A 12,537-nucleotide genomic window follows, 5' to 3' on the forward strand; every position below is an offset into this window, starting at 1 on the left:
ATGTGGCGCGGACGCCAGCCCGTCACCCCCGTCACCCCCGTCACCCTTCATCCCTTCACCGCTTCACCCGCTACCCCAGCCCCAGCAGGCTTTCGCACAATCGCGGCGACTTCAGCTTCTGCAACCACCACTTCAGCGCTTCACCCGGCGCTTCCGCGCGCCAGGCGTAGGCCACGTGCTCGGTCAGCGACATCCCCTCATCGGTTTCGCACACCACCAGCAAGCCTTGCGACAAGTACGGCGCCGCCATCGTCATCGGCAAGTAGCCGCAACCCAGCCCGCGCACCTGCGCGTCGATCTTGGCCTGCATCGACGGCATCACCAGCGTGGCTTGGTCGGCCAGAATGCCGCGCGATTGCGGCGGCAGGTTGCGTGACGTATCCGCGACCACCACGGCACAGTATTGCGTGATGTCGCCCCGGCTTAGGGGCTGCGGCAACGACGCCAAGGGGTGATGCGCGGCCACGCAGAACGCAAACTGCGTCGTGCCGATGGCTTGCGACCGATACGGCCCCGTGGGCTCGGCATTGGCGCCGGCGCCTATCACCAGGTCGGCGCGGCCCGACGTCAAGGCGTCCCAGTTTCCACTTAGCACTTCGCTGGAAAAACGCAGCGTCGTCGCGCTTTCCAGCGTCTGGAATTCCTCGATCAGGTCATACAACGGCCGCCAGGGCAGTACGGCGCTGACCGCAATCCGCAATTCCACTTCCCAGCCCGTGGCGATGCGTTTGACGCGGCACGCCAGGTCGTCCAGCGACTGCAACACGTGCCGGCCATCTTTCAGCAGCGTTTCGCCGGCCGGCGTCAGCAGCGCGCGGTGGCCCGAGCGATCGAACAACAGCACATCCAGCCCGTCTTCCAGCTTGCGGATGGAATAAGTAACGGCCGAGGGCACTTTGCCCAACTCGCGCGCCGCCTTGGCAAAGCTGCCATGACGGGCAATGGCGTCCACCAGGATGAGCAATTCGGGGGTAATGGGCTGCATGAGGGGCATCGCCAGGGGCGTTCAAAAAAGTTGAATGATCTCGTCAAAATATAGCGCCAAACGGCGGTTCCAGCGCGCGCAGAATATCACTCATGCCAGGGATGCAGCACACAGGCAACAGCAAGAAGCCAGGCCCGCACCCCTACAACCATTCATATTATTGAAACAGGAGTCCACAATGCTTACGATTCGCCGCGCTAACGAACGGGGTCATGCCAACCACGGATGGCTGGATTCTTTTCATACCTTTTCATTCGCCAACTACTACGATCCCGCCCACATGGGCTTTGGCTCGCTGCGCGTGATCAACGATGACCGCATCGCCGCCGCTCGCGGTTTTGGCACCCACGGCCATCGCGACATGGAAATCATTACCTATGTGCTGGATGGCGCCATCGCCCACAAGGACAGCATGGGCAGCGGCTCGACCATCAAGCCTGGCAATGTGCAGCGCATGAGCGCCGGGCGTGGCGTGATGCACTCCGAGTTCAATCCGCTGTCGGATGCCGAAACGCACATGCTGCAAATCTGGATCGAGCCCAACGTCACCGGTATTGCCCCGGAATACGAAGAGCGCGAATTCAGCGATGCGCAAAAGCGTGGCCGCCTGCAAGCCCTGGTGTCGCCGGATGGTGATGACGGGTCGATGAAGATTCATCAAGACGCGCGCCTTTACGGCGGTCTGTTTGATGGCGACGAATCGGCCACGCTGACGTTGGCGGCCGGCCGGCGCGCCTGGGTGCACGTGGCGCGTGGCAGCGTGACGGTCAACGGCGTTGAACTGTCCGGCGGCGACGCCGTGGCGATCACGGACGAAACCCGTGTCGAGCTGTCCGGCGGCAAGAACGCCGAAGTGCTGGTGTTTGACCTGGCGTAAGCCTTGAGCGCCGGGCGGAAGTGGATTCCGCCCGGCGATTTGTTTTGACAAGGCCGCTGGGCCTTAACATGGCCCTTGGCCTATTCATGCGGAGTACTGCACCATGTCCACCTTGTCTGAAGCCGGCGAAAGCCAGATCGAAACCGTCGTTGTGCCGCGCACCACCGACCTGGGCGGTTTTTCCGTCCGCCGCGCCATCCCGTCGGCGCAGCGTCGCACGGTTGGTCCGTTTGTTTTTCTGGACCACATGGGTCCCGCCGATTTCGACGTGGGGTCTGGCATTGATGTGCGGCCGCATCCGCATATTGGCCTGTCTACCGTCACCTATCTGTACGAAGGCTCGATGGTGCACCGCGACGGCGCGGGCAATACCAAAACCATTCTTCCGGGCGAAGTGAACTGGATGACGGCAGGGCGCGGCATCGTGCACTCCGAGCGTTCGTCGCCCGAAGCGCGCCTGGCGCCGCAACGCCTCTGTGGCCTGCAAATCTGGGTTGGCCTGCCCACCAAGTACGAAGAGACGGACCCCGGCTTCACGCACTACGGCCTGGATGCCCAGCCGGTGATCGAAGGCGAGGGCGTGCGTGCGCAAGTGGTGGCGGGCTCGCTGTTTGGCAAGACGTCGTCGGTCAAGACCCTGTCGCCGCTGTTCTATGGCGACCTGCAGTTGCAGGCGGGCGCCACGACGGTGCTGCCGGCGGAATACGAAGAGCGTGCGGCGTATCTGGCGCAAGGCACGGTCGAAGTGGACGGGCAGGTGTTCGAAAGCGGGCGCCTGGTGGTCTTTGCGCCCGGCCGGCCGGTTCAGATCCGCGCCATCACGGCAGCCCGCTTCGCCGTCATTGGCGGCGAGCCGCTGGATGGTCCGCGCTATGTCTGGTGGAACTTCGTGTCCAGCAGCAAGGACCGGATCGAGCAAGCCAAGCAGGATTGGCAACGCACCCGTTTCGACCAGGTCGTGCCTGGCGACGAGACGGAATTCATCCCGCTGCCCGAACCGCGCGCCTGACCGCGTAGTCGTCGCGGAAAGTCATCGCGAATAGACGTCGCGAATAGACGTCGCAAATAGTCTCGACGCCCCTGCCGCGCAAGCCCTGCGCGGCAGTATGATGCGCCTCCAATCTTTGACAACAACAGGATGGAGACACATGCATCGCTATACGTTCAATCTGGTGCGCGGCGTGGCCGCGCTGGCGCTGGTGCACGGCGCGTCCGTGGCGGTGGCCGCGGGCTACCCGGCCAAGCCCATCACCTTCATCGTGCCGTACACGGCCGGCGGCACTACCGATTTGGTGGCGCGCACGGCGGGCCAGAAGGTCGCCGAAAAACTGGGGCAACCCGTCATTGTTGAAAACCGCCCCGGCGCGGGCGGCAATATCGGCATGGACGCGGTGGCCAAGGCCGCGCCGGACGGCTACACGATCGGGTTCGGCGCCATTTCGACCAACGCGTTGAACCCCTTCGTCTATCCGAAGATGCCGTTCGATCCCACCAAGGACTTCACGGGCGTCAGCATGTTGGGCGCGTCGTCCGTGGTGCTGGAAACGGGCCCGGCCTTGAAGGTCGACAGCGTGAAGGATCTGGTCGCCTACGCCAAGCAGCATCCGGGCACGTCGTTCGGCACGCCGGGCACGGGCACGTCCATGCATCTGGCCGGCGTGATGTTCGACCAGCTGACTGGCGCGGGCATGCAGCACATTCCGTACAAGGGCAGCGCGCAGGCGCTGAACGATTTGCTGGGCGGGCACTTGCCTGTGATGTTCGACAACCTGCCGGCGTCCCTGCCGCACATCAAGTCCGGCAAGGTGCACCCGCTGGCGGTTACGGGCAGCAAGCGCGCGCCCGCGTTGCCGGACGTGCCGACGCTGGCCGAACTCGGGTACTCGGGTGCGGTGGTCGACCCCTGGTTCGCCGTGTACGGCCCGGCGAACATGTCGCCGGAAGCCACGCGCGCCTTAAGCGAAGCTTTCCAGTGGGCGTTGGCGTTGCCCGAAGTCAAGGACAAGCTCGAGCAAGCTGGCTTCATGCCCTATGGCTCGACGCCGGAAGAAGTGCAACGCCTGACCGCCAGCCAGTACGAGTCGTTCAAGGCGCTGTCGCAAAAGGTGAAGCTGTCGGCGGACTAAGCGCCGACGCGTGTCGCCACGACTGCGCGCCGAATGCGGGATGGAAATGCAGAATGGAAATCAGCGCCCGCGGGCGAAAGCCTGCTCGCGCTGTTCTTCCAACGCTTCGCGGCGGATGAAGTCGCGCACGAAATCGTTGCTGGGCTGATGGTGCAGGTTGTATGGGGTGTCCCATTGCGCGATGCTGCCCCGCGTCATGACGCCGATGCGGTCGGCAATAGCGAAGGCTTCCGCCTGGTTGTGCGTGACGAGGATGGCCGTGTGGCCGGTCGTTTTCAGGATGTCGCGCACTTCAAACGCCAGGCGTTCGCGCGTGTCCACATCCAGGTTTGAAAACGGTTCATCCAGCAACAACAGGTCGGGCGAGGGCGCCAGCGCGCGCGCCAGCGCTACCCGCTGCTGCTGCCCGCCCGAGATTTCATGCGGATAGCTGGCGGCGGCGTGGGCCAGGCCCACCAGTTCCAGCATTTCTTCGACGCGCCGCGCACGCTCGGCACGCGGTAGCTTGCGCAGGCCAAAAGCCACATTCAGCGCCACGGTCAGATGCGGGAACAGAGCGTAATCCTGGAACATCATGCCCACGCGCCGGTGCTCGGGCGCGACCTGTTCGGTGGCCGACGAAATGACGGTGCCGTCCAGCAGGATGCGGCCCGCGCGCACCGGCTCGAAGCCGGCAATGGCACGCAGCACGGTCGTTTTGCCGCAGCCCGATTCACCCAGCAGGCAGCCGATATGCCCGACAGGCAGGCCCAGTGACAGGTCTTGCACCACGGGCTTCAGGCCCTTGGGCGTGTCGTAGGCCAGGGAAAGATGTTCGATTTCTAGCAGATCGGGCACGATGATCAATGTCCCATTTTCAGATTGGTGCGCGCCAGCAGGATGACGGGCAGAAGGCCGGCCAGCACGATTGCCAGCGCCGCGACGGCGCCTTCCTCGTACGTGCCGCGCGCGGCTTCGGCGTAGAGCCAGGTGGCCAGCGTGTCGAAATTCATGGGGCGCAGCAGCAGGGTGGCGGGCAGTTCTTTCATGGCGTCCACGAACACCAGCAGCGCGCTGGCCGCCAGGGCGGGGCGCAGCAGCGGCAAGTGCACGCGGCGCAGCGTGCCGCCGGAGGTCTCGCCCAACAGGCGCGACGCCTGTTCCAGCGAAGGCGGAATGCGGGCGAGTCCGGCTTCCAGCGCGCCGGTCGAAATGGCCAGGAAGCGGATCACATATGCGCACACCAGCGCCGCCATGGAACCCATCAGGAACAGGCCCGTTCCGCCAAAGACCTTGGCCACCGCCGTGTCGATCCAAACGAACGGCGTCAGCAGGCCAATGGCCAGCACGGTGCCCGGCACGGCGTAGCCCAGGCTGGCAATGCGCGCGCAGGCGCGGCCGGGGTTGAAGCCGGCGCTTTCGCGCAGGGTGCGCCCCGCCCACGCCACGATCAGGCCGCATAGCAATGTGACGATGGTGGCGCTGAACGCCACGATCAGCGTGTTCGACAGGCCGTTAATGAGCTGGTCCGATACGCCACCGACCTGGTCCAGGCGCTTATAGGTTTCCACGATCAGATAAAGCGCGGGCGCCACAAAGCCCAGCACCACGGGTATCCACCCCAGCAGCGTGGCGACGGCGGCGGCCGGGCCACGCAGGCGGCGCGGCTGCATCGGGCGCATGCGCTGCGTGTTGGCATAACGCTGGCGTTTGCGGCCGTGCCGTTCCAGCAGGATCAGGCCGATCACGATGGCCAGCATGGTCAGGGCGATCTGCGCCGCGCCGGCCAAGTCGGAGCGCGTGACCCAGGTGGTATAGACCGAGACGGTCAAGGTCTGCACGCCCAGGAATTCCGAGGCGCCGATGTCGTTCAGCGTTTCCAGTAGCGCCAGGCTCACGCCGACCACGATGGCGGGCCGTGCCAGCGGCAAGGCCACGCGGCAGAACACGGCGATGCGGCCGGCGCCCAGCGTGCGCGCGGCTTCCAGCAGACTGGCCGCCTGCGTCATGAACATCACGCGGGTGCTGAGGTAGACGTAGGGGTACAGCACGAAGCCCAGCACGAAAATCGCGCCATAGATGGAACGCAGGTCGGGCAAGCGGAACTGGCGCGGGCTGTCATAGCCCAGCAGCGCTCGGATGGCGGTCTGGATGGGGCCAATGGGGTGCAGCAGATCCAGGTAGGCGAACGCGATGATGTAGGTGGGCACCGCCAGCGGCAGCAGCAGCGCCCAGGTCAGCACGCGACGCGTGGGGAAGTCGTAAGCGGTCACCAGCCAGGCGGCGCCCGTCCCCAATAGCGTAACGACCACGCCCACCCCGGCAAGCAGAATGGCCGTGTTCGCAAGCGCCTGCGGCAGCACGTAGCTGGCCAGATGCTGCCAGTGCGAAAGTTCCCCGCCCAGCGCCCACCAGCCCAGCGTCAGCACCGGGGCCAGGACGGCCAGGGCAATCAGGCCCGCGCCCGCCAGCCAGCCGGCGCCGCGTTCGGTCCAGCGCAGACGCATCGGCCGGGGCAAAGATTCAGTGTGCATGCTTCAACGTTGATGGCATCAATGGCAAGGCCTGTTCCCTTCAAAAAAGGGAACAGGCCCAATACTGTTCGATGGCCACCGGACGCTTGTGGCGTCAGGCGGCCATCCAGGGATCAGTTGTCGAAGCCGACCTTGTCGACCAATTCGCTGGCTTGTTTGCGATGCTTGGCGATTTCGGTCAGGGGCAGGGGATCCACCTTCAATTCACCAAAGCTGGCGATGACCGGGTCCAGCTTCACGCCCTTGCGCACGGGGTATTCGTAATTGGCCTGGGCATACAGTGCCTGGGCCGGTTCGGATACCAGGAAATCCAGCAGCTTGATGGCGTTGGCCTTGTTGGGCGCGTGCGCGGCCACGGCGGCGCCGCTGACGTTCACGTGCGTGCCACCGCTTTTTTCGCTGGCGAACGTGGGGCGGATGACCTTGATGGCGTCGCCCCATTTGCGGGCGTCGGTGCCGGGTTCGGCGTTCTTCATGTGGCCGACGTAGTAGGCGTTGGCCAGGCCGATATCGCAAATGCCGCCCAGGATGTCACGCGCCACGTCGCGGTCGCCACCGGCTGCCTTGCGGGCCAGGTTGGCCTTGACGCCACGCAGCCATTTTTCAGTGGCCTCGGCGCCGTCATGCGCGATCATGGAGGCGACCATGGCGGTGTTGTAGGGATGCTGACCCGAACGGATGCAGACCTTGCCCTTCCACTTCGGATCGGCCAGGTCTTCGTAGCGGAAAGATTCCAACTTCAAATCCTTTTCCACGTACAGCACGCGGTCGCGCAACGACAGGGCGTACCACTTGCCGTCGGCGCCGCGCAGATTGGCGGGAATCACGGATTCCAGGGTTTGCGACTTGATCGATTGCGTCACGCCGCCGTCAACCAGGTCCAGCAAGTTGCCGATGTCCACGGTCATCAGCACGTCGGCGGGCGACTTGGCGCCTTCGGCCTTGACGCGTTCCAGCAGGCCGTCCTTGACGAATACCGTGTTGACCTTGATGCCGCTTTCCTTGGTGAAGGCGTCCAGCAACGGTTGGATCAGCTTGGGTTCCCGGGTGGTATACAGGCTGACTTCTTCCGCGGCGTTGGCCGATACGGTGAAGGCGGCGGCGCCGGCCAGCGCCAGGGCGCGCAGCAGCGAATTCAATTGGGGACGCTTGGTCATGTCGGGAAACTCCGGCTAGGGCTGCAACGGAAAGGGCAGGGTCTTGCAAGCCTTTCCGCTGCTTAAAACAGTCTGCTAACGAAAATGATTATCAACTGAGAACGCGACAATAACAGGAAGCAAAGACGCGTTCAACTCTTCGTAAGCGGCACTGTTCCAGCCTTGATTCCTATCAATACGTCATAAGCGTATTACGGAATAATGAGACAAGTTCCCAACAAGACCTGTAGAATAGGGACAACCCTAATAAGCGAATTCCGACATGGCTGCTTTCAACACAGAGCGCGTACTTAGCGTGCACCACTGGAACGACACCCTGTTCTCCTTCACCACGACGCGTGACGCGGCCTTGCGGTTCCACAACGGCCACTTCGTCATGATCGGCCTGGAAGTTGAAGGCAAGCCGCTGCTGCGTGCCTACAGTATCGCCAGCGCCAACTACGAAGAAAACCTCGAATTTCTCAGCATCAAGGTGCAAAACGGCCCGCTGACGTCGCGGCTGCAGCATCTGAAAGAAGGCGACACCATCCTGGTCAGCCGCAAGCCGGTTGGCACGCTGGTCGTCGACGACCTCAAGCCCGGCAAGCATCTGTTCCTGTTCGGCACGGGCACCGGCCTGGCGCCATTCATGAGCATCATCAAAGACCCGGACATCTACGAACGCTTCGACAAGGTCATTCTGGTGCATGGCGTGCGTTGGGTCAGCGAACTGGCCTACGCCGACTTCATTGAGAAAGAACTGCCGAACAATGAATTCTTCGGCGATGTCGTGCGCGAAAAGCTGGTGTATTACCCCACCGTCACGCGCGAGCCGTTCCGCAACCAGGGCCGCATCACCGAGCTGATGGAAAACGGCAAACTGTGCGATGACATCGGCATCCCCCAGATCAATCCGGAAACCGATCGCGCCATGATCTGCGGTAGCCCGCATATGCTGGCCGACATCAGCGCCATGCTGGACAAGCGCGGCTTCACCGTGTCGCCGGGCGTGGGTCAGCCGGGTGACTACGTAGTTGAACGCGCATTCGTGGACAAATAAGTCACCGTATTGCGGCAGTAAAAAGCCCCATCGCATGCGATGGGGCTTTTTTATGTTCGTCAGGCGGAGACGGCGGAGATCATTCCGGTTGAATGCCGGCCTTTTTGATGATGTCGCCCCACTTCTTCGATTCCGCTTGCTGGAAGGCTGCCAGCTCGTCCGGCGTGGACGTGGCGGCGTCGGTCCCCGTCTGTGCGTAGAACTGCTGGGCCGGCTTGGTCTTGGTGGCCTTCACCAGCAATTCGTTCAGACGCTTGACGACATCGGGCGGCGTGCCGGCCGGCGCATAGGCCGCGAACCAATAGCCCATTTCGTAACCCGGCACACCGGCTTCCGCAATCGTCGGCACGTCGGGCGCCAACGGCGAACGCGCGGTGCCCGTCACGCCCAGCGCGCGCAATTTGCCCGACTTGACCTGCGGCAGGCCGGTAGCGGTGTCGGTGATCATCATGTCGATCTGGCCGCCCAGCAGGTCGGTGACCGCCAGCGGGTTGCTCTTGTACGGCACATGCAGCAGCTGCACGCCCGCCATCTGCTGCAACAGTTCGCCTGCGATCCGGCTGCTGGAGCTGCCGCTGCCAAAACTCAGCTTGCCCGGTGACTTCTTGGCTTGCGCCAGGAAGTCTCCCACCGTCTTGGCCTGCGAATTGGGGTTCACCACCATGATCTGGCCGCCTTTGCCCAATAGCGAGATCGGCGCAAAGTCCTTGACCGGCTGGTAGGTCAGCGATTTGTACAGATGTTCGTTGGCGGCGTGCGTGGTGTTGGTGGTGATGAGTACGGTGTAGCCGTCGGGCGCGGCGCGCGCGCCCGCCGCGGCGCCGATCATTGCGCTGGCACCCGGCTTGTTTTCAATGACGACCGCCTGACCGGTCTGCTCGGTGACACCCTGGCCAATCGCGCGGCCGATCTGGTCGGTGGCGCTGCCGGCCGCAAAGGGCACGATGAACGTGATCGGCTTGGTGGGGAACGACTGGGCCAGCGCGGTCAGGGGCAGGGCGGCGGCCAGCAACAAGGCCAGGCGGCCCTTCGATGAAATTCGCATGTTGTGTCTCCTGTGATGCTTTTTTTATAAGGGGTGGAAAAATCAGGCGGCCGCTGGGCGGTCACCGGGTACGTCTGGCAGCCGGCGTGCCAGTTCAGGGCTGACCTCCACCGTCAGGTCCAGCAATCGAAAAGACAGGCTCTTGCCGTGCGTGTCCAGGTTCAGGGCATCGTTTACACCGCCGTCCAGCACGCCTTCCAGTACGAAATTCATGGCGTGCAATGTCGGCAGCAGATAGCGCGTGACGCGCGCGGGGTGGCGATACGCAAACCACTCGGCCACGCGCGCTTCAGTCACTTGGGACACCAGCACGTCGTAGCACTCCGGGTCCCAGGCGATCAGGCTCAGGTTCGAGATGTCGCCCTTGTCGCCCGAACGGCTATGGGCCAGGCGGTACAGCGGCACGGCCTGCATGTGGGAAGAATTCATGGCGCGATGGCCTCCAGGAAAGTCCAGCCGCTGTGCACGGCATCGCGGGCGATGGTGCAGGACACCATGTTCAGACGCGGGCGCAACGCGGTGCGCACGCCGCCGCCGCCAGCCGGGCCGCAGGTGTACAACGCGGTCACTTCGCGCAGGATGCGTTCGGCTTGGGCGCGGTCGGCGTGTTCGCCAGCCAGGCGCAGGCGCACGTCGCGCGCATGCGAGTCGGGCAGGGAGCGCCGCATTTCGCCCGCGTCATCGCCCAGGATGCTGATCGCGCCGATCAGGTCGGCGCGTAGAGTGAAGCCGGACCCAAGCCGCTTTTGCACGATGTCCGCTGCCAGACGCGCGCGGGCTTCCGCTTGCACACCCGCGTAGGAAATCTCGGCTTCGGCCAACCAGCCGCCTCGGTAGCAGACGTTGACCTTGAGCTCGTCCGGGCGGGCGTGGCCCGTAATGCCGTGCACCGCGACGCGGTTGCCGCCCAGTTCCACAACGCGAGCCTGGCTCAGGTCCGCCACCACATCGGGTGTCAGGTAGCGCGCCGGGTCGTGGACTTCGTACAGCAGTTGTTCCTTCACCGTGCGCGCGTCCACGGCGCCGCCCGTGCCATCCGCCTTGCTGATGACGAATTCCCCGTCGGCATGGATTTGCGCAATCGGAAAGCCCGCCGCGTGCACGTCGGGCACTTCTTTCAAACCGGGCACGCAGAAATAGCCGCCCGTCACTTGCAAGCCGCACTCCAACATGTGGCCGGCCATGGTGGCGCGACCCAGGCGCGGCCAGTCCGCCGCGTCCCAGCCAAAGTGAGCCAGGGCGGGGCCCAGCGTCAACGAAGGGTCCGCCACACGGCCCGCCACGACGATCTGGGCGCCGGCCATCAGCGCTTGCGCGATCTCGGTGGCCCCCAGATAGGCGGTTGCGCTGACGACATCGTGTCCCGTCAGCGCGTCGCCCAGCCGCTCTTGTAGCAGCGCACGTTGCTCCGGCGTGTTCAACGCATCGCCGTAGACGACGGCGATGCGCGGCGTGGGCAGGCCCTGTTCGCGCGCAATGGCGGCAATGCGCCGGGCGGCGGCTTCCGGGTTGGCCGCGCCAAAGTTGCTGACAATGTTGATGCCATGGCGCAGGCAGTCGGCCAGCACGGGCGACACCAGGTCGTCCAGCAGCGGCTCGTAGCCGCGATTGGGGTCGTCGTTGCGTGCCAGTTGCGCCAGCGCCAGCGTGCGCTCGGCCAGTGTTTCGAAGATCAGCGTGCCGCCGCCCTGGGCGGCCAACGTGCGCACCACGGCGGCGGCGCCGTCGCTGCGGTCGCCGGAAAAGCCAGAGGCGCAGCCGATAAGCAGGGGAGATTGAGGCATAGGGGGTCCAGTCGGGCCTTGCGATGTCAAGCCACTATAGGCATGCGCCCATCATCCGTAAAATAGAAAGATCGGATCAATTGATAGAGAAAAGCCATGAATCTATCCGCCCGGCAGTTACGCGCGTTTGTCGCCCTGGCCGACGAACGCCATTTCACGCGCGCAGCCCAGCGCTGCCACCTGACGCAGCCGGCGTTCAGCGCCCTGATCCGCCAGCTGGAAGACAGCGCCGGCCTGCGGCTGTTCGACCGCAATACCCGCCACGTCGAATTGACCGCCGAAGGGCGGGTGCTGGACGCCTCGGCCCGCCGACTGCTGGCGGATATGGACCTGGTCATGGAAGACATGCGGGACCATGCGGCGCGTCGACGCGGCCGGGTTGCCTTGGCCGCGCTGCCGTCGCTGGCGGCGGGCTGGTTGCCGGGCCTGCTGGCGCGCTTTGGGCAAGCACACCCCGGTATCGTGGTGGATCTGCGCGATGCCTTGCTGGACCCGTGCCTGGACATGGTCCAAAGCGGGCAAGTGGATTTCGCCCTGGCATCGCGGCGCGCCGACATGACCGACCTGGACAGCGAATTCCTGCACGCCGACCGCTACTTCCTGGTGTGCCGGGCCGACCACCCGCTGGCGACCCAGCCCCGCGTCCGGCTGCGCGATATCGCAAAATACCCCGTCATCCAGCTTGCGCGCGGCAGCAGTGTGCGCAAACATCTGGACGAAGCGTTCGGTGCCGACGCGCCCTTGCCAGTATTTGAAGTCGAGCATCTGGCCACTGTGACCGGCCTGGTCCGTGCCGGCCTGGGCGTATGCGTTGTGCCCGCCATGACGCTTTTTCACTTTGCCAGCAATGACTTGCGCGTGGTGCCTCTGGCGGGTCGCGCATTGACCCGGCCGCTGTACCTGGTGCAGCGCCGTGGCCGCAGCCTGTCGGTTGCGGCGCAGGCGCTGGCCGACTTGCTGATCGCGCATCGCGGCGATATTGGCGGGGCCGGCCATCAGCCGTCTGCATGA

General features: G+C 64.4%; 12 protein-coding genes. 5 read left to right on the forward strand and 7 right to left on the reverse strand.

Annotated features, from left to right (window positions below; translation table 11 throughout):
- Window positions 1-70: 70 nt before the first annotated feature.
- Complete coding sequence (locus tag DVB37_RS12860; protein ID WP_046804934.1) at window positions 71-985, reverse strand: LysR family transcriptional regulator; 915 nt, start codon at window positions 983-985, stop codon at window positions 71-73.
- A 178-nt stretch (window positions 986-1,163) separates the two neighbouring features.
- Here DVB37_RS12860 and DVB37_RS12865 point away from each other — a divergent pair, with 178 nt between their 5' ends.
- The 3 genes from DVB37_RS12865 to DVB37_RS12875 all read left to right on the forward strand — a co-directional run bounded on the left by DVB37_RS12865 (window position 1,164) and on the right by DVB37_RS12875 (window position 3,988).
- A complete protein-coding gene (locus DVB37_RS12865) occupies window positions 1,164-1,862 on the forward strand; it encodes a pirin family protein (protein ID WP_046804933.1) in 699 nt (232 codons plus the stop codon).
- 103 nt (window positions 1,863-1,965) lie between these two features.
- Complete coding sequence (locus DVB37_RS12870) at window positions 1,966-2,871, forward strand: pirin family protein (RefSeq protein WP_046804932.1); 906 nt, start codon at window positions 1,966-1,968, stop codon at window positions 2,869-2,871.
- A gap of 139 nt (window positions 2,872-3,010) precedes the next feature.
- On the forward strand, window positions 3,011-3,988 hold the full coding sequence (locus tag DVB37_RS12875) for a tripartite tricarboxylate transporter substrate binding protein (RefSeq protein WP_120155449.1): 978 nt from the start codon (window positions 3,011-3,013) through the stop codon (window positions 3,986-3,988).
- A gap of 60 nt (window positions 3,989-4,048) precedes the next feature.
- Here DVB37_RS12875 and DVB37_RS12880 read toward each other — a convergent pair whose 3' ends face one another.
- The 3 genes from DVB37_RS12880 to DVB37_RS12890 all read right to left on the reverse strand — a co-directional run bounded on the left by DVB37_RS12880 (window position 4,049) and on the right by DVB37_RS12890 (window position 7,658).
- Window positions 4,049-4,825: an ABC transporter ATP-binding protein gene (locus tag DVB37_RS12880; RefSeq protein WP_104143983.1), complete on the reverse strand. Its 777-nt coding sequence runs from the start codon at window positions 4,823-4,825 to the stop codon at window positions 4,049-4,051.
- A gap of 5 nt (window positions 4,826-4,830) precedes the next feature.
- Window positions 4,831-6,501 carry an iron ABC transporter permease gene (locus DVB37_RS12885; RefSeq protein ID WP_120155452.1) on the reverse strand — a complete coding sequence of 557 codons (1,671 nt, stop codon included), beginning with the start codon at window positions 6,499-6,501 and terminating at the stop codon, window positions 4,831-4,833.
- 113 nt (window positions 6,502-6,614) lie between these two features.
- Window positions 6,615-7,658, reverse strand: coding sequence for a Fe(3+) ABC transporter substrate-binding protein (locus tag DVB37_RS12890; protein ID WP_120155454.1), 1,044 nt, complete (start codon window positions 7,656-7,658; stop codon window positions 6,615-6,617).
- A gap of 262 nt (window positions 7,659-7,920) precedes the next feature.
- On the opposite strand from DVB37_RS12890, the gene DVB37_RS12895 reads away from it, so the two are divergent.
- On the forward strand, window positions 7,921-8,697 hold the full coding sequence (locus tag DVB37_RS12895) for a ferredoxin--NADP reductase (protein WP_006219651.1): 777 nt from the start codon (window positions 7,921-7,923) through the stop codon (window positions 8,695-8,697).
- Between the two features lie 79 nt (window positions 8,698-8,776).
- Here DVB37_RS12895 and DVB37_RS12900 read toward each other — a convergent pair whose 3' ends face one another.
- From DVB37_RS12900 to DVB37_RS12910, 3 genes are read right to left on the reverse strand one after another with little or no spacing between them, the layout of a single operon-like run.
- Window positions 8,777-9,742 (reverse strand): tripartite tricarboxylate transporter substrate binding protein, encoded by a 966-nt coding sequence (locus DVB37_RS12900; RefSeq protein WP_104143920.1) that lies wholly within the window; start codon window positions 9,740-9,742, stop codon window positions 8,777-8,779.
- Between the two features lie 42 nt (window positions 9,743-9,784).
- The gene (locus DVB37_RS12905) at window positions 9,785-10,171 is read right to left on the reverse strand and encodes a hypothetical protein (protein WP_104143921.1); all 387 of its coding nucleotides are present in this window, start codon (window positions 10,169-10,171) and stop codon (window positions 9,785-9,787) included.
- A complete protein-coding gene (locus DVB37_RS12910) occupies window positions 10,168-11,526 on the reverse strand; it encodes an acyclic terpene utilization AtuA family protein (RefSeq protein ID WP_046804925.1) in 1,359 nt (452 codons plus the stop codon). The genes DVB37_RS12905 and DVB37_RS12910 overlap by 4 nt, the downstream gene beginning before the upstream one ends.
- Window positions 11,527-11,622: 96 nt before the next feature.
- Here DVB37_RS12910 and DVB37_RS12915 point away from each other — a divergent pair, with 96 nt between their 5' ends.
- Window positions 11,623-12,537 carry a LysR family transcriptional regulator gene (locus DVB37_RS12915; RefSeq protein ID WP_046804924.1) on the forward strand — a complete coding sequence of 305 codons (915 nt, stop codon included), beginning with the start codon at window positions 11,623-11,625 and terminating at the stop codon, window positions 12,535-12,537.

It is taken from the genome of Achromobacter sp. B7, from assembly GCF_003600685.1.
Taxonomy (GTDB): domain Bacteria; phylum Pseudomonadota; class Gammaproteobacteria; order Burkholderiales; family Burkholderiaceae_B; genus Achromobacter; species Achromobacter spanius_B.